Annotated in this window: 29 protein-coding genes; 2 read left to right on the forward strand and 27 right to left on the reverse strand. The window is 74.3% G+C overall.

Annotated features, from left to right (window positions below; translation table 11 throughout):
- Window positions 1-89 precede the first annotated feature (89 nt).
- The 21 genes from fliL to ASF50_RS18070 all read right to left on the reverse strand — a co-directional run bounded on the left by fliL (window position 90) and on the right by ASF50_RS18070 (window position 15,774).
- A complete protein-coding gene (fliL, locus tag ASF50_RS17970) occupies window positions 90-524 on the reverse strand; it encodes a flagellar basal body-associated protein FliL (protein WP_056905372.1) in 435 nt (144 codons plus the stop codon).
- On the reverse strand, window positions 521-1,561 hold the full coding sequence (locus tag ASF50_RS17975) for a flagellar motor protein MotB (protein ID WP_056905373.1): 1,041 nt from the start codon (window positions 1,559-1,561) through the stop codon (window positions 521-523). The genes fliL and ASF50_RS17975 overlap by 4 nt, the downstream gene beginning before the upstream one ends.
- A 3-nt stretch (window positions 1,562-1,564) precedes the next feature.
- Entirely contained in the window at window positions 1,565-2,359 is a 795-nt protein-coding gene (locus tag ASF50_RS17980) for a motility protein A (RefSeq protein ID WP_056864743.1), read from the reverse strand.
- Entirely contained in the window at window positions 2,356-2,784 is a 429-nt protein-coding gene (locus ASF50_RS18655; protein WP_082503341.1) for a flagellar FlbD family protein, read from the reverse strand. The genes ASF50_RS17980 and ASF50_RS18655 overlap by 4 nt, the downstream gene beginning before the upstream one ends.
- Window positions 2,785-2,981: 197 nt before the next feature.
- Window positions 2,982-3,836, reverse strand: coding sequence for a flagellar hook-basal body complex protein (locus tag ASF50_RS19985; RefSeq protein WP_056864742.1), 855 nt, complete (start codon window positions 3,834-3,836; stop codon window positions 2,982-2,984).
- 25 nt (window positions 3,837-3,861) lie between these two features.
- Window positions 3,862-4,347, reverse strand: a complete 486-nt coding sequence (locus tag ASF50_RS17995) for a flagellar hook capping FlgD N-terminal domain-containing protein (protein WP_056864741.1) — start codon at window positions 4,345-4,347, stop codon at window positions 3,862-3,864.
- A gap of 9 nt (window positions 4,348-4,356) precedes the next feature.
- Window positions 4,357-5,682 (reverse strand): flagellar hook-length control protein FliK, encoded by a 1,326-nt coding sequence (locus ASF50_RS18000; RefSeq protein WP_056905374.1) that lies wholly within the window; start codon window positions 5,680-5,682, stop codon window positions 4,357-4,359.
- On the reverse strand, window positions 5,679-6,659 hold the full coding sequence (locus ASF50_RS18005; RefSeq protein ID WP_200920230.1) for a transglycosylase SLT domain-containing protein: 981 nt from the start codon (window positions 6,657-6,659) through the stop codon (window positions 5,679-5,681). Before ASF50_RS18005 ends, ASF50_RS18000 begins: the two co-directional genes overlap by 4 nt.
- A complete protein-coding gene (locus tag ASF50_RS18010; protein WP_056905375.1) occupies window positions 6,656-7,159 on the reverse strand; it encodes a flagellar FliJ family protein in 504 nt (167 codons plus the stop codon). The genes ASF50_RS18005 and ASF50_RS18010 overlap by 4 nt, the downstream gene beginning before the upstream one ends.
- Window positions 7,156-8,538, reverse strand: coding sequence for a FliI/YscN family ATPase (locus ASF50_RS18015; protein ID WP_082503343.1), 1,383 nt, complete (start codon window positions 8,536-8,538; stop codon window positions 7,156-7,158). Before ASF50_RS18015 ends, ASF50_RS18010 begins: the two co-directional genes overlap by 4 nt.
- The gene (locus ASF50_RS18020; RefSeq protein ID WP_056905376.1) at window positions 8,535-9,245 is read right to left on the reverse strand and encodes a FliH/SctL family protein; all 711 of its coding nucleotides are present in this window, start codon (window positions 9,243-9,245) and stop codon (window positions 8,535-8,537) included. The genes ASF50_RS18015 and ASF50_RS18020 overlap by 4 nt, the downstream gene beginning before the upstream one ends.
- Window positions 9,229-10,254 carry a flagellar motor switch protein FliG gene (gene fliG / locus ASF50_RS18025; RefSeq protein ID WP_056905377.1) on the reverse strand — a complete coding sequence of 342 codons (1,026 nt, stop codon included), beginning with the start codon at window positions 10,252-10,254 and terminating at the stop codon, window positions 9,229-9,231. Before fliG ends, ASF50_RS18020 begins: the two co-directional genes overlap by 17 nt.
- Entirely contained in the window at window positions 10,254-11,831 is a 1,578-nt protein-coding gene (gene fliF, locus ASF50_RS18030; RefSeq protein ID WP_056864736.1) for a flagellar basal-body MS-ring/collar protein FliF, read from the reverse strand. Before fliF ends, fliG begins: the two co-directional genes overlap by 1 nt.
- A complete protein-coding gene (gene fliE, locus ASF50_RS18035; protein ID WP_056864735.1) occupies window positions 11,828-12,169 on the reverse strand; it encodes a flagellar hook-basal body complex protein FliE in 342 nt (113 codons plus the stop codon). Before fliE ends, fliF begins: the two co-directional genes overlap by 4 nt.
- Window positions 12,169-12,561, reverse strand: a complete 393-nt coding sequence (locus tag ASF50_RS18040; RefSeq protein ID WP_056864734.1) for a flagellar basal body rod protein FlgC — start codon at window positions 12,559-12,561, stop codon at window positions 12,169-12,171. Before ASF50_RS18040 ends, fliE begins: the two co-directional genes overlap by 1 nt.
- Window positions 12,561-12,956 carry a flagellar basal body rod protein FlgB gene (gene flgB, locus ASF50_RS18045; RefSeq protein ID WP_056864733.1) on the reverse strand — a complete coding sequence of 132 codons (396 nt, stop codon included), beginning with the start codon at window positions 12,954-12,956 and terminating at the stop codon, window positions 12,561-12,563. Before flgB ends, ASF50_RS18040 begins: the two co-directional genes overlap by 1 nt.
- A gap of 164 nt (window positions 12,957-13,120) precedes the next feature.
- Window positions 13,121-13,621, reverse strand: a complete 501-nt coding sequence (locus ASF50_RS18050) for a hypothetical protein (RefSeq protein ID WP_082503344.1) — start codon at window positions 13,619-13,621, stop codon at window positions 13,121-13,123.
- Window positions 13,618-13,989, reverse strand: coding sequence for a response regulator (locus tag ASF50_RS18055; RefSeq protein ID WP_056905378.1), 372 nt, complete (start codon window positions 13,987-13,989; stop codon window positions 13,618-13,620). The genes ASF50_RS18050 and ASF50_RS18055 overlap by 4 nt, the downstream gene beginning before the upstream one ends.
- On the reverse strand, window positions 13,986-14,501 hold the full coding sequence (locus tag ASF50_RS18060; RefSeq protein WP_056905379.1) for a chemotaxis protein CheX: 516 nt from the start codon (window positions 14,499-14,501) through the stop codon (window positions 13,986-13,988). Before ASF50_RS18060 ends, ASF50_RS18055 begins: the two co-directional genes overlap by 4 nt.
- Window positions 14,498-14,881 carry a response regulator gene (locus ASF50_RS18065; RefSeq protein ID WP_056864729.1) on the reverse strand — a complete coding sequence of 128 codons (384 nt, stop codon included), beginning with the start codon at window positions 14,879-14,881 and terminating at the stop codon, window positions 14,498-14,500. The genes ASF50_RS18060 and ASF50_RS18065 overlap by 4 nt, the downstream gene beginning before the upstream one ends.
- Window positions 14,869-15,774 (reverse strand): CheR family methyltransferase, encoded by a 906-nt coding sequence (locus tag ASF50_RS18070; RefSeq protein WP_235557734.1) that lies wholly within the window; start codon window positions 15,772-15,774, stop codon window positions 14,869-14,871. The genes ASF50_RS18065 and ASF50_RS18070 overlap by 13 nt, the downstream gene beginning before the upstream one ends.
- A 163-nt stretch (window positions 15,775-15,937) precedes the next feature.
- On the opposite strand from ASF50_RS18070, the gene ASF50_RS18075 reads away from it, so the two are divergent.
- A complete protein-coding gene (locus ASF50_RS18075) occupies window positions 15,938-16,987 on the forward strand; it encodes a protein-glutamate methylesterase/protein-glutamine glutaminase (protein WP_056864728.1) in 1,050 nt (349 codons plus the stop codon).
- A gap of 63 nt (window positions 16,988-17,050) precedes the next feature.
- Here the strand turns inward: ASF50_RS18075 and ASF50_RS18080 are convergent, their stop codons facing one another.
- The 6 genes from ASF50_RS18080 to ASF50_RS18105 form a co-directional block, all read right to left on the reverse strand.
- On the reverse strand, window positions 17,051-17,359 hold the full coding sequence (locus tag ASF50_RS18080) for a hypothetical protein (RefSeq protein ID WP_056905380.1): 309 nt from the start codon (window positions 17,357-17,359) through the stop codon (window positions 17,051-17,053).
- Between the two features lie 204 nt (window positions 17,360-17,563).
- Window positions 17,564-17,932, reverse strand: coding sequence for a hypothetical protein (locus ASF50_RS18085; protein ID WP_056905381.1), 369 nt, complete (start codon window positions 17,930-17,932; stop codon window positions 17,564-17,566).
- A 7-nt stretch (window positions 17,933-17,939) separates the two neighbouring features.
- The gene (gene fliS, locus ASF50_RS18090; RefSeq protein ID WP_056905382.1) at window positions 17,940-18,317 is read right to left on the reverse strand and encodes a flagellar export chaperone FliS; all 378 of its coding nucleotides are present in this window, start codon (window positions 18,315-18,317) and stop codon (window positions 17,940-17,942) included.
- A 99-nt stretch (window positions 18,318-18,416) separates the two neighbouring features.
- Window positions 18,417-19,751: a flagellar filament capping protein FliD gene (gene fliD, locus ASF50_RS18095; RefSeq protein WP_056905383.1), complete on the reverse strand. Its 1,335-nt coding sequence runs from the start codon at window positions 19,749-19,751 to the stop codon at window positions 18,417-18,419.
- A gap of 148 nt (window positions 19,752-19,899) precedes the next feature.
- On the reverse strand, window positions 19,900-21,096 hold the full coding sequence (locus ASF50_RS19990; RefSeq protein ID WP_056864723.1) for a flagellin: 1,197 nt from the start codon (window positions 21,094-21,096) through the stop codon (window positions 19,900-19,902).
- A 201-nt stretch (window positions 21,097-21,297) separates the two neighbouring features.
- Window positions 21,298-22,200 (reverse strand): sigma-70 family RNA polymerase sigma factor, encoded by a 903-nt coding sequence (locus tag ASF50_RS18105; RefSeq protein ID WP_235557735.1) that lies wholly within the window; start codon window positions 22,198-22,200, stop codon window positions 21,298-21,300.
- Window positions 22,201-22,475: 275 nt separating this feature from the next.
- Here ASF50_RS18105 and ASF50_RS18110 point away from each other — a divergent pair, with 275 nt between their 5' ends.
- The gene (locus ASF50_RS18110; protein ID WP_056865214.1) at window positions 22,476-22,952 is read left to right on the forward strand and encodes a flagellar protein FlgN; all 477 of its coding nucleotides are present in this window, start codon (window positions 22,476-22,478) and stop codon (window positions 22,950-22,952) included.

Consider the following 22,952-nt stretch of genomic DNA (forward strand, 5'->3'; position numbering starts at 1 on the left):
GCGGCGCGTGGGAGCACCTGAGGAGAAACGGGTCGACGGACCCCCGGCCGTCGTGGCGACGGCCGTCTGAGGAGGGTGGAGCGGCGGGGCTACTGGGTGACGAACTCGGTGAAGTACACCTCCATCACGTCACCGTGGTACTCCTCCTCCAGCGTGTGGTTGAGCTTCTCCTTCAGCTTCTCGCGGTCCTCGCCCACCGCCAGCTCCTCGACCGTGCGGCCGCTGAAGAGCTCGATCGTGGCGTCGAGGGCCTTGCTGCCGTCGGCCTCGTGGGCGTCGGCGGTGAGCTGCAGCGCGATGCCGACGCGCAGGTAGTGCCCCGACTCGAGGTTGACCTGCACCGGCTCGAGCACGAGCACCTCGCCGGGCTCCGGCGCGGCCTCGGCGCCCGAGGGCTTGAGGACGAACCAGTACGCCGCACCCGCGGCCAGCACCAGCACGAGGGCGATCACGATCAGCTTCTTCTTGCTCTTCTTCGGCTCGGCCGCGGTCGCCTCGGCCGCCGGCAGTGTCGTGGTGGTCATCGGGGGGCTCCCTGGGAGGGGTCGGTCGGGTCGGTGGGATCGGCGGGCAGGCCGTCGGCGCGCACGGCGCCGTCGTCGGTGGACCCGCCGGGGGTCGGGGTGGCGTCCTCCTCGCGGGGCTCGCCCGCACCGCGCCGGTCACCGCCGGGCGCGCCGTCGCGGGGCAGGGCTCCGGCGGCGTCGGGCAGCAGCTGCGCGACCTCGCGGGGCAGGCGGGTGAGCACGACGATGTCGACGCGCTTGTTGACCGCCTGGGAGCCGGGCTCCGACGGGTCGACCAGCGGCTTCTCGTGGCCGTAGGCGGCCAGGGAGAGCCGCTCGGCCGGCACCCCGAAGCGCTCGTCGAGCCGTCGGAGCACGGTGAGGGCGCGGGCGGCCGAGAGGTCCCAGTCGGTGGCGAAGTACTTCGGCTGCACGTCGACCTGGTTGGTGTGCCCGTCGATCTGCAGCCGGTCGGGGATGGCCAGCAGCACCGGGGCGAGGGTGTCGACGACCTCCTCGCCGCGGGCGGTGAGGGTGGCGAGGTCGGACTCGAAGACGACGTGGCGCGAGACCAGGCTGAGCACCAGGCCGCGCTCGTCGTAGGTGGCCTTGACGTCGTCCTGCAGGCCCTGGGCCCGCAGCGCCCGCTCGAGGCGCTCGCGCACCTCGTCGAGGCGCTCGGCCTCCGACCCGGCCTCCGCGCGGCGGCGGTCCTGCTCGAGGCGCTCGGTCTCGGCGAGCGCCTCCTCGACGACGGCGCGGTCCTTCTCCGACAGGTCGGCCAGCGCCAGCTGCGGGCGCACCGGGGCCACGGCGGCCGAGCCGGGCTGCTCCTGGATCGACGAGGCGCCCTGGAGCACCTGGTCACTGGCGCCGAAGCCGGCGGCGAGGCCCTCCTTGAGCTCGGCGAACTTCTTCTCGTCGACCTGGCTCATGGCGAACATGACGATGAAGAGCACCATGAGCAGCGTGACCATGTCGGCGTAGGTCACCAGCCACCGCTCGTGGTTCTCGTGCTCCTCGTGCTCCTCGTGGCGCTTGCGTCGGGCCGACACGGCTCAGGCCGCCTGGGCCTGGCCGGGGGCGACGGCCGCGGGCTGCTCGCCGGCGGGCAGCAGCGAGGTGAGCTTGGCGGCGATCACGCGGGGGTTGGAGCCGGCCTGGATGGCGGCGACGCCCTCGATGACGATCTCCATGCGGGCGACCTCGAGCTCGCCGAGGCGCTTGAGCCGGTTGCCGAGGGGGAGGAAGAGCACGTTGGCCGACATGACGCCCCACAGCGTGGCGACGAAGGCCGCGGCGATGAGGTGGCCGAGCTCCTCGGGGCTGGCGAGGTTCTCCAGCACGTGCACGAGGCCCATGACGGTGCCGATGATGCCGATGGTGGGGGCGTAGGCGCCCGCGTCGGCCCAGAACTTCGCCGACTGCTTGTCGGCCTTGCGCTTCGCGGCCACCTCGGCCTCGAGGATGTCGCGGACCTCGTCGGGGTCGGTGCCGTCGATGGCCATCGTGACGCCCTTGACCAGGAAGGGGTCGTCGACGTCCTTGACCATGTCCTCCAGCGCCAGCAGGCCCTCGCGCCGGGCCTTCTCGGCCAGGGAGACGACCGCCGGGACGACGTCGCCGGCGGGCTTGACGTCGCCGCCGGTGAAGGCGCGCTTGAGCGAGGCCACGGCCCCCTTGGCGTCGGCCATGGTGCCGCCGGCCACCGTGACCAGCAGCGTGGTGCCGAAGACCAGCAGCATCGGCGGCAGCAGCAGCAGGCTCATCGGGTTGCCGCCCTCGAGCACGTTGGCGGTCACGATGACCACCAGGCCCAGGCCGATGCCGATGGCTGTGGCGGCGTCCTTCATCGGGTGGCTCCCGGTCCGAGCGGCGCGAGCGCCGAGTGGTCCGCGCCGACGTCGAGCCCCGTGTCGAGACCCGTGGCCAGCCCGGCGTCGGGCCCCGTCTCGGCGGCGCGCGGCGCGTGGTGGGCCACCACGCTCAGGGCCGGGCGACGCCCGGCGAGCTGCTCGCCGAGGTCGACGTCGAGGGCAGCCCGGGCGCTGCCGAGGGCCTCGGGGGTCTGCTCCCCGATGCGCACGTAGCCGCTGAGGGCGATGAGCTCGGCGCGGTGGTGCCGGATGATCGAGACGACCGCGGTCATGCTCTCCGCGACGACGTACTTGGACCCGTCGACCAGCGTGATGACGGTGTCGGGGGTGGAGTCGATGCGCTCGATCAGGTCGGAGTTCAGGGCGAACACCGAGCCCGAGAGACGGGTCAGCGAGATCATGCGGGGCACCATCCTTAGTGCGGTCGAGCGACAGCCGTCCGTGGCCGTCACGATGTCCATCGGTCGGGGCGGGGCCGACCTGAGGGGTCGGCACGGGATCAGTCCGGTCCTCCCCGCGAGCGCGGCCGGCCGCCCGGGTGGGCGACCGGCCGCGGGCCGGGGCGACGACGAGCGCGCCGTGCGACGGCGCGGTCGCGTCAGCGCTTGATGTTGACGAGGTCCTCGAGCACCGAGTCGGAGGTGGTGATGACGCGGCTGCTGGCCTGGAAGCCGCGCTGGGCGAGGATCAGGTTGGTGAACTCCGCGGCGAGGTCGACGTTCGACATCTCCAGCGCACCGGCCATCAGGGTGCCGCGGCCGCCCTGGCCGGAGACGCCGAGGTCGGCCGGGCCGGAGTTGGCCGACTCGCGGAAGGCCGTCTCGCCGACGCGCTCGAGGCCCATCGGGTTGTTGAAGTCGGCCAGCGCCAGCTGGGCCATGTCGCGCTGCACGCCGTCGGAGAAGACGCCGCGGAGCTTGCCGTCGCTGCCGAAGGAGTAGGAGGTGAGCTCCACGCCGGCGGGCACCGCCGGGGTCAGGCCGGCGGTGTCGCGGGTGATGTCGACCAGCCCGCCGGTGGGGTCGCCGGCGGCGTCGAGGGCGTAGCCCTGCACGCGGGCGCCCGACGGGGTGACCAGGGTGCCGGACTCGTCGAAGGTGAAGGCGCCGGCGCGGGTGTAGAGCTGCTCGTTGCCGAAGCGCACCACGAACATGCCGTCGCCCTGGATCATCAGGTCGGTCGAGCGGCCGGTCATCTGCGCCGAGCCCTGGCTGAGGTTGCTGGCGGTGCCGGCCACCTGCACGCCGAGGCCGACCTGGATCGGGTTGGTGCCGCCGCGGTTGGCGTTGGCGCCCGACGCGCCGGTCAGCATCTGGCTGAGGGTGTCGCTGAAGACGGTGGTGCTGGACTTGAAGCCCGTGGTGTTGGCGTTGGCGATGTTGTTGCCGGTGACGTCGAGCATCGTCTGGTTGACGCGCAGGCCGGAGATGCCGGCGAAGAGCGAGCGAAGCATGAGGGGGTCCTCTCGGAGGTGCTGGTCAGGGTCGGGCGGGGGTGGCGGACGTGCTGGCGGAGCTGGTGCCGCTGCCGGCGGCCGTCGGGGCGGAGGCTCCGCCGGCGACGGTGAGGACGTTGACGAGGGGTACGTCGGTGCCGTCGACGTCGAGCACGGGGCCGCTGGCCTCGAACGTGACGCCCTGCACGGTGCCGGTGCCCTCGGTGCCGTCGGCGAGGGTGTAGCTGACCTCGCGCCCGACCAGGCTGCTGGCCCCGAAGGCCATCTGCGCGCCGAGCACGAGCGCGGTCTGGTCGGCGACGTCCTGCATCTTCTCCAGGGCGGTGAACTGCGCCGACTGGGAGAGGAACTCCCCGGTGTCGGCGGGGTTCATCGGGTCCTGGTAGCGCAGCTGCGCCACGAGGAGCTGCAGGAACATGTCCTTGTCGGGCGACGACGCGGACGTGGTCGCCGGCGCGAGCGCCTGCAGTCCACCCCCGGTGACCGCCTCCGTGGCCGAGATCGACACGGGTCCTCCTCACATGCTGACGTCGAGGGCCCGACGGGCCCCTGACGTCTGCGGGTCGGCTGAGCCGGCTCCCAGGGATCCTGGGTGGGCCGGTCTCGTGGTGCCATCCCTGGCGATGTGGTCGGCAGACGTCCGTGCCTGCCGTTCCTGCTGCCGGCTCGCGTCGCCCGAGGGACGCTCTCCGGAGTCGGTGTGGTCGGAGCCCGACCAGGAGCCGGGGGCGTCGCCGCGCGCGTCCTGCGCGCTCGTGCCCCCGGGGGTGGCTGCCGCGGCTGCCGGCGCACCGGCGGCGTCGCGCACGCTCACACGGGTCTCGCCGAGGTGCTCGAGCAGCCGCTGGAGCTCGGGCGCGCCCTGCTGGAGGGCGTCGCGCGCGCCCTCGTGGGCCGCCACCATCCGCACCCGCAGGCCGTGCTCGCCCATGCTCAGCGTCACCCGCACCTCGCCCAGCGTGCCGGGGTCGAGACGCAGCGTGAGGTGCTGGGTGGTGCGCTGCCCCGGGCCGGCCTGGGTCTGCGCGAGCCGCACCACCTCGGGGAAGACCTGGCCGGTCACCTGGCTGGTCACCTGGCGAGTCGACGGGGACGGCGGGGCCGGCGTCGTGCCGGCCGGCGCGGTCGTGGCGCCCGTGCCTCCCGCGGCGTCCGGGGCGGTGGCGGGTGACGCGCCGTCGAGCGCCGCGAGGTCCGCCCCTCCCTGTCCCGGCTGCACGGTCCGGTCGGCGCGGGTGGACGCCGTGTCCTGCGGTCCGGTCTGCGCCGGGGCCGCGGCTGCGGTCTCCGCCCCGTGCTGCTGGGCCCCGTGCTGCTGCGCCCCGTGCTGCTGCGACCCGGCGGCGGTGGGCGCCTCGGGGGCGGTGGGGGCGGTGAGCTCGGTGAGGTCGGTGGGGGCGGACCCGTCGGTGCTCGAGCCGGTGCCTGCACCGGTGGTCGTCCCGGCCCCGGCGGTCGCCGCCTGCTGCCCTGTGGCCCCGGGCTGCTGGGGCAGCGGCAGGGCGGCGAGGAGCACCGCGGTGGGGTCGACCACGGCCAGGGTGCCTGCCTGCTCGGCCCCGGCCTCGCCGTCGGTCCCGCCCTCGCTGCCGCTGTCGGGGCCGGCGCCCGTGGCAGGACCTGCCGCGGTGGCGGTCCCGGGCGCACCGGGCCCGCCGCCGTCGTGGTCGGCCATGGCGTCGACGAGGCCGGCGACGAGGGCGGCGAAGCCCCCGCCGGAGGCGGCGCCGTCGACCGCGCCCGCGCCGGCCGGGCCGGGCGTCGTGGCGCTGGTCGGCGTACCGGGGCGGGAGGCGGCGCGGGCCGTGGCGGGCAGGGCGGCGCCCTGGGGCATCACGCTCATGCGGCACGCACCATGGCCATGACCGAGCGCACGTAGTGCTGCGTCTCGGGGTAAGGCGGGATGCCGTCGTAGCGCAGCACCGCGCCGGGGCCGGCGTTGTAGCCGGCGAGGGCCAGGTCGGTGCGCCCGAAGCGGTCGAGCAGGTCGCGCAGCAGCCGGGCGGCGCCGTCGACGGCCTGCGCGGGGTCGAAGGAGTTCGTGACGCCGAGGCCGTCGGCGGTGCCGGGCATGAGCTGCATGAGGCCCTGTGCGCCGGCGGGGCTGACCGCCTTCGGGTCGAAGCCCGACTCTTGGCGGGCCACCGAGGCCAGCAGCACGGGGTCGACGCCGTAGCGCTGGCCCGCGGCGTTGAAGAGGTCGCTGAAGGGGACGCCGCTGACCCGGCTGCTGCCCGCGGCCGCGGGCGCCCCGGCCGCCCCGACGGGGGCGTCGGGCAGGACCCGGCGGATGTAGTCGGGCGTGCTCGGCACGTCGACGATGCGGATGTCGAGGCCGGTGCGCGGTGCCTCGAGCATCTTGCCGCCGCCGAGGTAGATGGCGATGTGGTCGGCGCCGTTGTTGCGGCTGGAGTTGTCCCAGGCGATGAGGTCGCCGGGGCGGGCCTCGGCCATCGAGGCCACCGGCTGCCCGGCGCGGGCCTGGTCGGCTGAGACCCGGGGCAGGTCGACGCCGAACTTGCCGTAGACGTACTGCACCAGCCCCGAGCAGTCCATGCCGCCCGCGGCCGGGCTGCTGCCGCCCCAGACGTAGGGCATGCCGACGTACTTCTTGGCCTCGGCGATGACGTCGGCGGCCAGGGCCGAGCCGCCGCCGGACGACGAGCCGGACCCCGCGGCGCCGGTGGCCGAGGCGCCCGCCGCGGAGGAGGCCGCGCTGAGGCTCGCCGCGAAGGCGCTGCCGCTGCTCTGCGACGGGCCGAGCAGGGCGAGCTGCGACTGGATCTGGGCGATCCGGGAGGTGATCTCGCTGACGCTCACGACGCGGCCCTCCCGGTGGTGGTGGTGGCGGTGGTGGTGGTGGCGCCGGGCTCGCCGACCTGCGCGGCCTGCTCGGCGCGCAGCCACAGCCGGCCGGCGACCTCGTCGAGCTCGACGGCCTCGCCGCGGGCGGCCTCGGCGGCGCGCTCGTCGGCGCGCCGCTCGAGCAGCCCCTCCACGGCGCCGAGGCGGGCCTTGTCGGCGCGCCACCAGGCGCCGGCGTCCAGGGCCAGGCGGCGGGAGGTGTCGAGGTCGGAGCGGGCCTCGACCGCGGCGTGGCGCAGCGCGGCCAGCGACTGGCGCAGCGCCACGAACTCCGCGAGGTCGCCGGAGACGAAGCCGGCGTGGTCGCGCACGGCCTGCTCGAGCTCGGCCACGCGCAGCTCGTGGGTGCGCTGCTCGCGCAGGGCGGTCTGGAGGCCGAGGCGGCTGTCGCGCTCGCGCACGCCGCGCACGCGGGCGACGGCGCGCAGCCCGGGGTCGTGGACGGTGCGGCTCACGGCGCCACCAGCTCCTGGAGTCGGGACCAGGCCTCGGGCAGCGGGGTGCTGTCCTCCATGTCCTGGCGCAGGAAGGACTCGATGCGGGGCATCCGCGCCAGGGCGGCGTCGGCGTCGGGGTCGGTGCCGGCGACGTAGGCGCCGATCTCCACCAGCTCGCGCACGTCGCGGTGGGCGGCCAGCATGCGGCGCAGGGCCACGGCGTCGGCACGCTGGGCCGGGCCGGTGACGGCGCCGGTGGTGCGCGAGATCGACTCGAGCACGTCGATGCTGGGGAAGTGCCCGGCGGTGGCCAGGCGCCGGGTGAGCACGACGTGGCCGTCGAGGATCGAGCGCGCGGTGTCGCCGATGGGGTCCTGGAGGTCGTCGCCCTCCACCAGCACGGTGTAGAGCCCGGTGATGGAGCCGCCGGGGGCCGTGCCGGCCCGCTCGAGCAGGCGCGGGAGCAGGGCGAAGACGCTGGGCGGGTAGCCGCGGGTGGCGGGCGGCTCGCCGGCCGAGAGCCCGATCTCGCGCTGGGCCATGGCCACGCGGGTCAGGCTGTCCATCATCAGCACGACGTGGCGGCCGGCCTCGCGGAAGGACTCCGCGATGCGGGTGGCGACGAAGGCGGCGCGCAGCCGCTCGACGGGCGGGGCGTCGGAGGTCGCGACGACCACCACCGAGCGGGCCAGGCCCTCGGGGCCGAGGTCGTTCTCGATGAACTCGCGGACCTCGCGGCCGCGCTCGCCGATCAGCGCGATCACCGAGACCTCGGCGTCGGTGCCGCGGGCGATCATCGACAGCAGGCTCGACTTGCCGACCCCGGAGCCGGCCATGATGCCCAGGCGCTGGCCCAGGCCGCAGGGCACCAGAGTGTCCAGGGCGCGTACGCCGAGGCCGAGCTGCCGGTCGATCCGCGGTCGCGAGAGCGCGTCGGGGGCCGCGTGGTCGACGTCGACCAGCGCCAGCCCGGGGAGGGTGTCGAGCGCCGGCCCGCCGTCGACGGGGCGGCCGAGGCCGTCGAGCACCCGCCCGCGCAGGGCGTCGCCGACGAGCACCCGCAGCGGCCCGCCGGTGTGGTGCACCGGAGCACCGACCTCGATGCCGGCGGTGCGGCCCAGCGGCAGGCAGACCAGCCCCTCGGTGGAGCTGGCGGCCACCTCGACCAGCACGGGCGCACGGTCGGCGGGGCGCACCTCGAGCAGGTCGCCCACGGCGCCGCGCAGCCCGACCACGCGCAGGTGCAGGCCCACGGTCTCGCTGACCCGGCCCAGCCGCAGCGGTGCGGCGGCGCGCAGGGCCCCGCCGCGGCCGCGGTCGAGGCGCTCGCGCAGCGACGTGGCGCCGGCGGGATGCGTGACGGGGTGCGTGACGGGGGAGGTCGTGACGGCGCTCATCGCAGGGCCTCCGCGACGCGCTCGAGGGCGGCGCCGACGCGCAGGTCGACGACCTGCTCGGCGGTCTCGACGACGGCGTCGTCGCGCTCGAGCCCGGCGTCGGGCACGACGGTGAGCTGCTGGCCGGCCGGGCCGGCCAGGCCGGCGAGGTCGGCGGCCACGGTGCTGGCGGCGACCTCGGGGTGCAGGCGCACGGTGACCGGCACGCCGGAGGGCAGCACGACCAGCGCGCGGCGCACGACGTCGGCGTCGGGGTCGGGGGAGGTGCGCAGCTCGTGGCCGACCAGCTCCCGGGTCAGCTCGCGGGCCAGGCGCAGGGCCTGCTCCTCGAGGTCGGCGGCCACCGTGGCGCCCGTGCGCTGCAGGGCGCTCGCGGCGCGCTCGAGACCGGCGAGGGCGGCGCGGTGCTCGGCCTCGCGGCGGGTCTCGGCGGCCACGCGCTCCTGCTCGGCCCGCGCGGCGACGGCGGCGGCCTCGGCGGCCGCCTCGCGGCGCCCCTCGGCCCAGCCGGTGGCGTAGCCCTGGGCGCGGGCGGCGGTGCGGGTGCTCTCGGCCAGCCCGGCCAGCGCCTGCTCGGTGACCAGGTCGCCGAGCACGCTGCTCCCGCCGAGGCGGGTCCAGGAGCCGTCACGCAGCTCGGGGGTGGCCGCGACCGTGGCGGCCTCGGCGGGGGCCCCGCGCAGCAGGGCCTCAGTCGACGAACTCAATGTCGCCCCCTCGCCGCACCATGATCTCGCCGCGCTCCTCGAGCTGGCGGATCGTGCGGATGACGCCCTGCTGCGCCTCCTCGACCTGCGTCAGGCGCACCGGGCCGAGCAGCTCGATCTCCTCGACCAGGCCCTCGGCGGCACGGCTGGAGAGGTTGCGGGTGATCTTGTCGCGCACGGCGTCGGCGACGCCCTTGAGCGCGAGCGCCAGCTGGGCGGTGTCGACCTGGCGCAGCACCTGCTGCACGGAGCGGTCGTCGAGGTGCACGACGTCCTCGAACATGAACATCCGGCTCTTGACCTCGTCGGCCAGCGCGGCGTCGAGCACCTCGAGGCCCTCGACGATCTGGCGCTCGGTGGAGCGGTCGGAGGCGTTGATGATGTTGACCAGCGGGTCGAGGCCGCCGACGCGCGACATGTCGGTGGGCTGCAGCATCGAGGAGAGCTTGCGCTCCAGGGTGGCCTCGACGGCCCGGACGATGTCGGGGGAGGTGCGGTCCATCACCGCGATGCGGTGGGCGACCTGGGCCTGCTGCTCCGGGGGCAGCCCCGAGAGCAGCAGTGAGGCCTTGTCGGCGGTCATGTGGGCCAGCACCAGGGCGATGACCTGCGGGTGCTCGTCGACGATGAAGGAGCGCAGCTGCGCGGGGTCGGCCTGGTGCAGGAACTGGAAGGGCATCTGCACCGCGGCGGCGTGGAGCCGCTCGATGATCTGCGCGGCGCGCTCGGAGCCCATCGACTGCTCGAGCACCTGCTGGGCGAAGGCCAGGCCCCCGCGGCTGATGTGCTCGCGGGCGGTCATGGTGTCGCGGAACTCCACCAGCACGGCCTCCGACTCGGCCGCGGAGATCGAGTCGAGCCGGGCGATCTCGGCGGTGATGGCCTCGACCTCGTGCTCCTCGAGGTGGCTGAGCACGGTCGCCGCGCGGGTCTTGCCCATCTGCACGAGCAGCACGGCGGCCTTGCGGGCCCCCACGCCGGCCAGGGTGCTGGCCAGTGCGCCGCCCATCAGCCGCGCTCCGTCAGCCAGCCGCGCAGCAGCGCGGCGACGTCCTCGGGCTGGCGCTCGATGAGCGCGTTGAGCTCGTCACGCATGTCGTTCTCCTCGCTGCGCTCGGACTCCTCCAGCGCCAGGGCGGCGGGCACGGGCTCGGTGAGCTGGCGTGCGGCGGACTGCTCGCGCAGCTGCTCCACGACGTAGGTCGTGGCCTGCTCGCGCTGCTTGGCGCGCTTGCGGCCCTTGAGCACGGCCAGCAGCAGCACCAGGGCGACCAGCAGGGCCAGGCCGACCTTGCGGATCAGGTCGTTGCGCGCGGCGCTGGCGTCGGCGGCGGCGGCGGCCTCCAGCTCGGCGGCGGCTGCCTCCTCGGCGGTGCGGTCGAAGGGCATGGTCACCACGCGCACCGAGTCGCCGGCGGCCTGGTCGAGACCGACCGCGTCCTCGACGAGGCCGCGCACGTCGGCGGTGGAGATCGCCTGGGTGCTGTTGGTGTCCAGCACGACGCCGACGTGCATCGACTCCACCGAGCCCGGGGTGGACTCGACGTGCTCGACGGTGCTGCCGACGGCACGGTCGGTGGTCGTGACCTCCTTCTCGTACGACGAGTCCGCCGAGCCGCCCGTGGCGCCGGTGTCCATCTGCCCGTCGGGGCCGACCACACCCTCCGCGCCGCCGGTGGGCGAGCCCGGTCCGGCGTAGGTCTCGGTGCTGGTGGAGGAGGACGTCGCGGGGTTGTCCTCCTCGGGGGTGAAGGTGGTGGTCTGGGTGGTGCGCTTGTCGAAGTCGAGGTCGACGGCGACCTGCACGGTGGAGTTGCCGGGGCCCACGACGCGGTCGAGGGTGGCCTGGATGTCCTGGCGCAGCTCCTCCTGGCGGGCCTCGATCTCCTGGTTGCGGGTCGTGGCGTCGACGCCGGTGCCGTCGGCGCCCGAGAGCAGGCCCTCGGTGTCGCTCACGGTCACGTCGGCGGGGTCGAGGCCCTCCACGCTGGAGGCGACCAGGTGCACGATGGCCTGCACCTGCTGGGCGCCCAGGCGGGTGCCGGCGCCGGTCTCGACGAGCACGGAGGCGGTGGGCGGGTCCTGCTCGTCGGCGAAGACGTCCTTGGCCGGCATGGCCAGGTGGACCACGGCGGTGTCGACCTCGTCGATGCCCTCGATGGTGGCCGAGAGCTCGCCCTCCATGGCCCGCTTGTAGTCGGTCTGCTCCTGGAACTCCGAGGTCGACAGGCCGTTGTCGTCGAGGATGGAGTAGCCGCCGTCGCTCTCGGAGGGCAGGCCCTCGCCGGAGAGGTCGATGCGGGCCTTGTAGACCGCGTCGCGCGGCACCATGACCGTCGCGCCGCCGTCGGCGAGCTCGTAGGGCACGCCCTGGGAGTCGAGCTGCTCCACCACGGCCGAGGCGTCGCTGGCCGAGAGGTCGGAGTAGAGGGGCGAGTAGGTCGGGGCCGAGGCCCAGCGGAAGACCAGGAAGCCGCCCAGCAGCAGGGCCAGGGTGCCGACGATCGCGACGACCTTCTGGCCCGCGGTGAAGCCGGCGAACGACTGGCGCCAACCGCCCAGCGTCCGGGTGATCGTGTCCTTCATCCGACCTGCATCCGCATGATCTCGGTGAAGGCCTCGACGGCCTTGTTGCGCACGGCCACGGTGACCTGCGTGGTGACCTGGGCCTGCGTGGCCGCGATCGTGTAGTCGTGGAGGTTCTCCAGCTGCCCGGTGGCGGCCTGCACGGCCATGCCGTCGGCGGTGCGCTGGGTGGCGTCGAGGCGGTCGAGGCCGTCGACGACCATGCGGCCGAAGTCGCTGCCGGCACCGCCCGCGGCCGAGGTGCCGGTGGGGGCGGGCGCGGCGCTGGGGGCGACCGTGGGGGCGACGTACGGCGTGAAGCCGGCGGCGCCGAGGGACTCGATCCCGCTGACGCTCATCAACGGCTCCCGATGCCGATGGCGGTGGAGTAGGTGTCCTGGGCGAACTTGGTGACCTGCGCCGAGGCCTGGAAGCCGCGCTGGGCCATGATCAGCTCGCTCATCTGGGCGCTCATGTCCATGGCGGGGGCGCGCACGTAGCCCTCGGCGTCGGCCAGCGGGTGGTCGGGGTCGTGCACGAGCATCCCCTCGGGGTCGCTGAGGGCGATGCCGGTGACGTCGACGCCGCCGTCCTGCCGGGCGCCGGCCATGACCAGCTGCGCCTGGAAGGCGGTCTGGTCGGTGGAGACCACCGTGTTGGCGTTGGCGATGTTGGAGGCCAGCGCGTCGAGCCAGGTCTGGTGCATGCCCAGGCCGGAGCCGGCGATGCGCAGCACGTCGAAGGCGCCCATCAGGCACCTGCCGCGGTGCGCACGAGCTCGAAGCGGTCGGTGACCGCACGGGCGACCATCTGGTACTGGAACTGCGACTGCATCGCGGCCAGCGTCTCCTTGCGCAGGTCGACGTTGTTGCCGTTGGCGCCCACCGGGGTGTCGGTGGCGACCATCGACGGCACGGCGCCCGCCAGGCGTCCGGTGATCGCCGCGTCGGCGTCGGCACCGCCGCCGGCCCCGGAGATGGCGGCGGCCAGCGTGCTCTCGAAGTCGACGGAGGTGGCCCGGAAGTCGGGGGTGTCGACGTTGGCGAGGTTGTCGGCGATGGTGCGCTGGCGCAGGGCCAGGCCGTCGAGGGCGAAGCCCAGCACCGACGACACGGAGTCGACGGAGGCGTAGGACGGTACGGACACGGTGAACCTCCCGCTGTGAGGCGAGTCAGTGCCGGTCCGTCGGCGAGGGCGAGCGAGCAGTCCCTGCTCGCGGGGTCTGATCGGTCCCCTCCGGGGGGACCTGAGGAAAAGTCCGGACCGCTTCCCAGGTGGTCCGGACGGGTGGTGCAGACGGGTGGCGCGACTCAGGTCAGGACGACCGCGAGACGCCCCGTGCCGTAGCCGGCGACGTCGACGACGAAGTCGCCCCGCCGGCCCAGCACCTGCGTCCGCGCGCGGGCGTCGGCCGGGAGGGCCTGCCCGGCGGGCACGCTGGCGTAGAGGCGCAGGTGCGCCGAGCCGGGGGCGTTGAAGAGCGAGGCCATGACGTTGAAGACCTCGCCCAGCGCCTCCGCGATCGACGCCGACAGCCGGCCCTCCTCGATGGCGGTGGCCGCCGCCCCGGGCGGCACGAGGGCCAGCGCGGCCCCGGCGTACGCCGAGAGGGGCAGGTCGCAGGCGACGACCGCGCGCACCACCAGGGAGTCGTCGACGTAGCTCGCGACGCTCGCGGGGTAGTAGGCGCTCACCGCGAAGGGCGGGCCGGGGCGCAGGTCGACCTGCTTGTCGACCAGGTCGCCGAGCAGGTCGCGGACCTCCTTGGGGCCCGGCAGGTGCGTGGGCAGGCCGGTGGTCGCCGCGGTCACGACAGGGCTCCGACGACGGGGGCGAGCGCGGCGTCGAAGGCCTCGGGGGTGAAGGGCTTGGCGATGAGGAAGGCGGCCCCCGACGCCTCCGCGCGCGCCCGCATGTCGGGGGAGCCCTCGGAGGTGACGAAGCCGAAGGGCACGGCGCTGCCGCCGGCGCGCAGCGCGTCGAGGAAGTCGATGCCGGTCATCTCGGGCATGTTCCAGTCCGAGAGCACCAGGTCGGGCGCCTCCGCGCGCACCTTCTCCAGGCCGTCGCGGCCGTTCTCGGCCTCCACGACGTCGTGGCCCCCGTGGCCGGCCTGGCGCAGGGTGCGGATGACGATCTGCCGCATCACGCGGCTGTCGTCGACGACCAGGATCTTCATCGGGTCTCCTCGGAGGTGCTGGTGCTGGAGTCGGGGGTGGGACCGGGGTCGGGGCTCGCGCCGGTGGGCACGCAGACGGAGACGCAGAGCGACTGGCGCCGCCAGCTCAGGTCGAGGCGGCAGACCTCGCGGCGCTGGTGGGAGGCCGGCACGGCGCCGCTGGCCACCAGCGGCAGCGAGAGGGTGCTCGGCCCGGGCATGAGGCTCTTGACGTTGCCGCCGATCACGTTGACCAGCTCGCCGAGCGCGTCGCTGACGTCCTCGGGGGCGAGGTCGGCGGGGTCGAGGGCGAGCATCGCCGCGGCGACGTCGCGGGCGAGGCGGTCGGTGACGGCGACGAGCACCGCGCCCTCCCAGGCTCCGCCGACGGTCGTCATGGCCGTCCACTCCTGCGGGCGCTCTACCGGGGCCACCTCGGGCAGGATCGGCTCGTCGGTGCCGAGGAAGGTCGACCAGACCTCCTCGACGACGGCGTAGACGTCGCCGATCTCGGGCTCGACGGCGGCGATCACGCCGGCACCTCCTGCACGACCAGGCCGAGCAGCTCGAGCTTCTCGACGATGGCGTCGGGGGTGAAGGGCTTGATGACGTACTCGTGGGCCCCGGCGGCGAGCGCCCGCACGATCTGGCCGTGCTCGGACTCGGTGGTGACCATCATCAGCGTCACGTTGCGCCAGCGCGGGTCGGCGCGCACCCGGGTGACGAAGGTGTAGCCGTCCATGAGCGGCATGTTCCAGTCGATGAGGCACAGCTCGGGCTCGAGCCCGGCCTCGAGGGCGTCGAGCGCCTCCTGGCCGTTGCCGGCCTCGGTGGTCTCGAAGCCCAGCTCGGTCACGATCCGGCGCAGGATCGTCCGCATCGTGCGGGAGTCGTCGATGATCAGGGCGTGCATGCGCGGGCTCCTGGGAGTGCGGTGGACAGGGCGGAGGCAGGACTGGACGCAGCGGCGGCGGGCGCCGCGCGGCGTGCGGTGGAGCGCGGGCGGTGGAGCGCGACGCGGCCCGCCGGCTCGCGGACCCACGCGTCGTCGAGGTCGAGGGTGGTCTCGGAGGACCCGAGCAGGAGGTAGCCGTCGGGGGCGACGCGGGGGCTGACCCGGCGCAGGATGTCGCGCTTGGTGTCGAGGTCGAAGTAGATGAGCACGTTGCGCAGGAAGACCACGTCGAAGACCGGCATCGGCGGGAAGGCCGCGGCGAGGTTGAGCGGGGCCGTGGTGACGTGGGAGCGCAGCTCGGCGCCGACCTCCCACTCGCTGCCGACCCGGGAGAAGTAGCGCACCAGCCGGGTGGCGGGCATGCCGCGGTTCATCTCGACCTGGCTGTAGCGGCCCGCGCGCACCCGCTCCAGCATGGTCGGGGAGACGTCGGTGGCGTGGATGCGCCAGGTCCAGCCCGGCGGCAGCGACTCGTCGAGCAGCATCGCGAGGCTGTAGGCCTCCTGCCCGCTCGAGCACGCGGCCGACCAGATCTCCAGGTGACGGGTCGTGGCCCGCGCCTGGAGCAGGTGGGGCAGCATCACGTCGGTGAAGGCCTGGTAGGGCGCGAGGTCGCGGAACCACGAGGTCTCGTTGATGGTCAGGGCGTCGACGGCGCGGGCGCGCTCGGCGACGGCGTCGGGCCCGGTGCGGAGCCGGACCACGTAGCGGTCGACGTCGGCGTCGCCGGCGGACCGGGCGAGCGGCAGCAGCCTCGCCTCGACGAGGTACTCCTTGCCCGGGTCGCAGAGCATGGCCGTCTCGCGCCGCAGCAGGTCGGCGACGTAGGCGAAGCTGGACTCGGAGATCACGCCGCACCCATCGACCGCGCAGGCCCCGCACCTGAGCGGTCCGCCCCAGATTCGCACCCACCGGACCGGACCACCCCGCCGCCGCGACGGCCCCGGGCAGGGGCCCACCCCGTGGCGTCGGCGTACTGCTCAGGGCGGGGGCGCTCCGGCCGATCGTCCCTGCGTGATCCGGGTCCTGGTCGTCGACGACTCCGCCGTGCTGCGCCGCCTCATCACCACGGTGCTGGCCGCCGATCCCGACATCGAGGTGGTCGGCACCGCCGTCGACGGCCTCGAGGCGATCGAGAAGGTCGACGAGCTGGCCCCCGACGCGGTCACCCTCGACGTGGAGATGCCCCGTCTCGACGGCATCGGCGCGGTCGAGGTCATCCACCGCAACCACCCCCGGCTGCCGGTCGTCATGTTCAGCACGCTCACCGAGCGCGGGGCCGCCGCGACGCTGCAGGCGCTGTCCAACGGTGCGTCCGACTACGTCGCCAAGCCCACCGGGGCCGGCAACGTGGGGGAGTCGATGGCGCGCGTGCGCGAGGACCTCGTGCCGCGCCTCAAGGCCCTGGTCGGCGCCCGCCGCATGGTCGCCGCCGTCCCCGTCGTACGCCGCGCCGCGCCGCGCGCCGCCGCGCCGCCGCAGGTGCTCGTCGTGGCCTGCTCGACCGGTGGGCCCGACGCCCTCTCCCGCGTGCTGGCGGCGCTGCCGGCCGCCTTCCCGCTGCCGGTGCTGGTCACCCAGCACATGCCGCCGGTGTTCACCACCCAGTTCGCGCAGCGCCTCGACCGGGTGTCGCCGCTGGAGGTGCGCGAGGCCGCCGACGGCGACCAGCCGCGCCCCGGGCTGGTGCTGATCGCCCCCGGCGACCACCACCTGACCCTGGTGCGACGCGCGGCCTCGGTGCGCGCGCAGCTCGACCAGGGCCCGCGGGAGAACTTCTGCCGACCCGCCGCCGACCCGCTCTTCCGCAGCGCCGCGGGCGTCCACGGCCCCGGCGTGCTCGGTCTGGTGCTCACCGGCATGGGCCAGGACGCCCTCGAGGGCGCACGCGCGGTCGTCGACGCCGGCGGCCGCGTGGTGGTGCAGGACGAGGCCACCTCGGTGGTCTGGGGCATGCCGGGCGCCGTCGCCGGCGCGGGCCTCGCCCACGAGGTGCTCCCGCTCGACCGGATCGCCGGCGCCCTGACCGGCCTCGCCGGCCGCGCCCTCACCCCCGCTCCCTGAGCTCCGCACGACCCCTGGTCGTGCCGGGTCAGCAGGCTCGGGCGGACGTGGCGGTGCCGAGCATCAGAAGGACCCCGACTTGCTGCTCAGCCGGCCGTTGCGGAAGAGGACGCCGACCCCGCCGTCGCCGGAGCAGGTCGAGTAGCGGCGCGTCTCGATCGTCAGACCGTCCTGGCTGTCCTTGGCCACGCGTCGCCCCGCGGTGTCGAAGACGGCGTGGACCTTCTTCATGCCCATGCCCTCCCCGACCTTCCTGAACTCCTTGCGGGTCACGCACCCGGGGGAGTCCGCGTGGGTCGCAGGAGCGATCACGGCGGTCCCAGCGGTGAGCAGGGCGGTGCTGAGCAGTGCTGCTGCGAGGCGGTGGGTCATGGTGGGTGCGTCTCCTGGGGTGCGGCCTGTCCGACGCGGGGGGCGTCGGCGCGGCCCTGTGGCCGCCCACGTCGAAGACTAGGTGCTGGGGTGGCGTCACCGAGCGGCTTCGCCCGGACGCACGACACCCGGCGCCCCCTGGACGGGGACGCCGGGCGACGGCGGGGGGAGGAGAGTGGTCTGGTGGGTCCGGAGGCCGGCGGCTCAGGCCGAGACGTCGACGTAGACGGGGCCGCTGTGGCGCGCCGAGGAGCGGTCCAGGGCGGTGGCGACGGCCTGCTGGCGCAGCGTGCGACCCAGGGTCTCGGCGATCGCGGCGAGCACGACCTGCTGGCGGGCGTGGATCTCCTCGGCCCGCTCGCGCAGGGCCTCGGGCAGCGGACCGTGGTCGTCGGGCACGTGCCACGGGTCGGTCTGCAGGACGGCGCCGTGGGCCAGGCCGCGCTCGGCGCGCATGACGTCGAGCTCGACGCGGTCGAGCTCGATCTGCCACGACTTCAGGTCGGCGTCGGGGTCGCGCGGCCGCAGCGTGCGGCGCGCGTCGCCGAGCACGGGTCCGGCGTCGTAGGGCATGGCCGGCTCAGGCCACCGACGCGGCCTGGAGGGCCGCCGCGCGCCAGGTCTGGCACAGGTCGGTGACCAGGGCCAGGCAGCTCTCGGTGACGGTGCTGTCCTTGCCCACGTTGGCGCGGACGAGCTGGGTGTGGAGGAAGTCGTAGATCGAGGCGAGGCCGGGGCCGCCGTCCCACTCCTCGGTGCGCAGGCTGGAGCGCAGCTCGAGGACGATGTCCTGGGCGTGCAGCAGCTGCTGGTGCGCCGTCTGCACGTCGCCGGCGCGCTGGGCGTCGAGACCGCGGGTGACGTCGAGCACGAGGCGCTCGTAGAGCATCACCAGCAGGCGGGCGGGGCTCGCGGTGGCGATGGAGGCGTCCATGTAGGTGCTGCGGGCGTTGATCATCTCAGTGCCTTCCTTGGCTGCTGGTCGATGTCGGGTCGGACCCCGGCGTCGTGCCGGGGGTGGTGCCGGTGGTGGTGCAGGAGGTGGCGCACGCGCTGGTCACGAGGAGCTCGAGGGCAGCGAGGAGATCTGGCCGGCCAGCCAGCTGGACTGGCTGCTCATCTGGCCCAGCGCGGTCTCGAGGGCGGTGAACTGGCGCTGGAGCGTCGTACGCCGCAGCTCGAGGCGCGTGTCCCACGCCTCGATGCCGTCCTGGAGCCGCTCGATGCCGGTGCGGCGCCCCGTGATGGCCGCGGTCAGGGTGCCGGTGGTGCTGTTGCTGGCGCCCTTGGCGACGGTCGCGACCCGGGCGGCGAAGCCGTCGCCGGCGGTGGAGAAGCGCTCGGCGACCCCGGCCGGGTCGGCGGCGTAGGCCTGGGTGAAGGCGCTCTGGTCGAAGGTCAGGGTGCCGGTGCGCGACACCTGGATGCCGAGCGAGGCCAGCGAGGTGCCGTCGCTGGGGTAGACGGCGTCGAGCAGCGCCGAGCGCAGGCTGCGCACGGTGGCGTCGCCGGCGAGGGCGCCGGAGGTCTTGGTAGCGGTGTTGTAGGACGTCTGGGCGTCGATGTCGGCCAGCAGCGAGTTCACGGTGTCGACGAGGTCCTTGACCGACGTCGCCAGCTTCGAGGTGTCGCGCGTCAGGGCGACCGAGGAGGTCGTGCCGGTGGCGGCCGCGGCGCCGAGGGTGAGGGTGACGCCGGGCAGCACGTCGGTGAAGGTGTTGGTCGTCGAGGTGACGACGATGCCGGCGCCGAGGTCGATCGAGGCGTCGCTGCCGGCGCGCACCGTGGCGCCGCCGAGCAGGGCCGCGCCGTCGGAGCCGGTGAGCGTGAAGTCCTGCGCGGCGCCCGTGGCGGTCGACTCCACGAGCAGCTGGTAGGAGCCGTCGGCGACCTTGACCAGGCTCGCGGCGAGGCCGGTGGCGTGGGCGGGGTCGTTGATCGCCCGGGCCAGGCCCGACAGCGTGCCGTCGGTGGCCAGGTCGACGGGGGAGCCGTCGAAGCGGTCGAGGCGCACGCTCGTGGAGGCCCCGGTGACCTGGTCGGTCAGGGCGTGGGCCTGGGCGAAGCCGAGCTGGTGGCTGCGGGCCACCCCGGTGACGGTGACCGACAGCGTGGCCGGGCCGGCGCCGCCGCCGGCGGTCACCGAGACCGCGGCGTTGCTGGACGTGGCGGTGAGCGGCGTCCAGGCGGTCGGCTTCGCGAGGGCCTCGGCCTTGCTGGCCAGCACCGAGGTCTTGGTGTTGAGCGTCTGCAGCAGGTTGGCCAGGGAGGTCTCGGTGGTGACCTTGGACTTCAACCGCGTCTGCGGCGCCGCCTCGAGCTGCATGAACTGGTCGACGAGTGTGGCTGTGTCGAGGCCCGAGGCCAGGCCGCTGATGCTGCTGGTGGCCATGGGACCTCCTCGGGTCGGTGCGGGTGCCTCAGGTGACTCGGGTGTGTCGGCTGGTGCGGGGCCGGGGGCCGGTGCGGGGTCGGGTGTGCCGACCCCGCACCGGCCGTCCGGGCGTGCGGGCGCTCAGCCCGCGGGTGGTGCGGGTGCGTCAGCCGCGCAGCAGGCTGAGCACGCCCTGCGAGGCCGAGTTGGCCTGGGCGAGCATCGCCGTGCCGGCCTGGGAGAGGATCTGCGAGCGGGTGAAGCTCATCATCTCCTGGGCCATGTCGGTGTCGCGGATGCGGCTCTCGGAGGCCGACAGGTTCTCGACGGCCACGTTGAGGTTGTTGATGGTGTGCTCGAAGCGGTTCTGGGCGGCACCCAGCTGCGAGCGCACCGAGGAGACGTCCTTGATCGCGGTGTCGAGCAGGCTGATCGCCTCCTGGGCACCCGATGCGGGCTTGAAGGACGCCTCGGCCGCAGCCACCTCGGCGGCGGTGCCGGTCACGGAGGCCGTGGTGATCTCGATGCCCGCGCCACCGGAGGCGTCGGCGGTGGCGGCGCCGGCCCCGAAGGTGCTGTCCAGGGCGCTCTGCAGCGCAGCCTGGGCGGTGGCGGCGTCCGTGGCCGTGTCGTACTTGACCGAGCTCAGGTCGAGGGACTTGTTGCCGATCGTCACGGTGCCGTTGAGCTTGCTGAACTCCGCCACGGCGGTGGCGTCGTCGCTGTAGTCGGTCGCCGCGCCCAGGGTCATGACGCCGGCGGTGCCGCTCTCGGCATCCGTGGTGTTGGTGCCGGTGGTCGCGTTGGCGGCGACCGCGGTGACGTCGAGACCGGAGAGTCCCAGACCCGAGGCGCTGAGGCCGTTGGTGCGGACCAGGTCCACGGAGATGCGGTCCTGGGCGGTGTTGTTGGCGCCGACCTGGAAGCTGCCGTTGAACGAGCCGTCGAGGAGCTTGGTGCCGTTGAACTCGGTGGTGTCGGCGATCCGGGTGATCTCCGTCTTGAGCTGGCTCATCTCGTCCTGGATGTTCTTCTTGGCATCCGTGTTGAGACCGCCGTCGTTGGAGGCCTGCACGGCCAGGTCGCGCATGCGCTGCAGGATCGAGTGCGTCTCGGTGAGCGCGCCCTCAGCGGTCTGCACGACCGAGACGCCGTCCTGGGCGTTGCGCGAGGCGACCTTGAGGCCACCGACCTGCGAGCGCAGGCCCTCCGAGATCGCGAGGCCGGCGGCGTCGTCGGCGGCCCGGTTGATCCGGAAACCGCTCGAGAGCTTCTCGAGCGACTTGGACATCTGGCCCTGCGTGACCGACAGGTTGCGGTACGAGTTCATGGCGTCGATGTTCTGGTTGATGCGAAGACTCATGATGGGTCCCTCCTGGGTGTCGAGTCGTGGAGCCCGTCCATGGGCTCACGGGGTGCTGATCGGCCCGGACGGTCCGGGCCTGAGCGGTTCGCCGATCTTTTTCGGCGGGTCGGTGGGGGCGCTGCGTGGGCGCGCCGCGGCGCCGCCGGCTCCGTCGTACGACGGGCTGGCGCGGGCCGGTGCGGGCCGGGAGCGCGGGGCTCAGGCGGTGCCGCTGAGCCGGGCGGTGACGCGGGCCGGCTGGCGGGTGGCGGCGTGGCGGGCGGCGACGGCCTGGAAGTAGGCGGCGCGGCGCTGGGCGGCGCAGCCGTCGGGGCGCGGGTGGGGCGTGACCAGCTCGGGGTCGAGGGCGCTGTTGAGGGCGTCGCGCAGCAGCACGAGGGCCTCGGCGCGGATCTGGGAGACCCGCGACTCGGTGACGCCGAGGGTCTCGGCGATCTCGGCCATGGGCCGCTCGGCGAGGAAGTACTCGCGCACGACGACCTGGAGTCGCTCGGGCAGCTCCTCGATGGCCTCCGCGAGGTAGTCCAGGCGCTCCTGGTGCTCGACCGCGGCCTCGGGGGAGGGGGAGGTGCTGACGAGCATCTCCTCGTAGGGGGTCTCGCTGCCGCCCTGGAGGGAGAGGACGTTGGCGCGGGCGACGTCGCCGTCGTTGCTCTCGACCTCGGCCAGGCTCAGGCCCAGCGAGGCGGCGACCTCGGCGTTGTCGGGCACGCGGCCGAGGGTGGCGGCGAGGCGGGTGCGGGCCTGGTCGAGGTCGCGACCGCGGCGGCGCACCGAGCGCGAGGCCCAGTCGATCTGGCGCAGCTCGTCGAGGATCGCTCCGCGCACGCGGCTCGCGGCGTAGCGCGTGAAGGGGACGCCGCGGTCGGCCTCGAAGGCGTGGGCGGCCTTGACGAGCGCGGTGAGGCCGGCGGAGTGGAGGTCGTCGCGGTTGACGTGGCTCGGCACCCGGCTCATGGTCTCGCGGACGATGTGGCCGACGAGCCCCATGTGGTCGACGATCATCTGCTCGGAGTCGGCGGTGCCCGTGGGCGTGTCGAGACCGTGGAGCGCCTGCTCCTGGTCGACGGACCGGTCCTGCGTGTGGTCGTGAGTGCTCACGGTGTTCCCCCCTCGTCCTGCGGCGCGCGCCCTCCCTGACGTGCGACGGCTCGAACCCTGCCGTCCCGGGGACGGGTCTGAAAGGCGATCCGGCACGAATGACCCGAGGGGGCTATACCGGGTCGCCGATCGACTGAGGTAGGGACTCATCCGTCCGGTTGGTCCCGTCGTTCCGCTCAGGTGGTCGCCGCCTGCGCCGATCTGCTCCGTCGACGAGGCACGACCACCCCGGTCGGGCCCGCACGGTGCCGGGAGGCGATGACGTGGTCGACGCGGTGGAGAGACTCTCCCTCACGCTGTGGCGCGAGCGTGAGCTGCTCGACACGCTGCTCTACCGCCTCGAGGTGGAGCAGCTGGTCCTGGCGAGCGGTCGCACGGCGTGGCTGATGCGGGCCGCCCGCGAGGTCGAGGCGACGCTGCAGGTGCTGCGCGAGACCGAGGTGCTGCGCGCGGTCGCCGCCGACGAGGCGGCGGCCCAGGTCGGCTGCCCCGACAACCCCTCCCTCAAGGCGCTGGCCGAGGCCACCCACGAGCCGTGGCGCACGATCCTGCTCGACCACCGCGAGGCCTTCGTCTCGGTGACCCGCCAGGTCACCGAGCTGGCCGACTCCAACCGCGACCTCATCACCAGCGGCTACCGCGCCGCCCGGGAGACGCTGCTCTCCCTCGACGACTCCACCCACAGCTATACCCCGGCCGGCGCCGCCGTCGCGGCGAGCGGCACGGCGCGCCTGGTCGACCGGAGCATCTGA

This window comes from Nocardioides sp. Leaf307 (assembly GCF_001423135.1).
Taxonomy (GTDB): Bacteria; Actinomycetota; Actinomycetes; order Propionibacteriales; family Nocardioidaceae; genus Nocardioides; species Nocardioides kribbensis.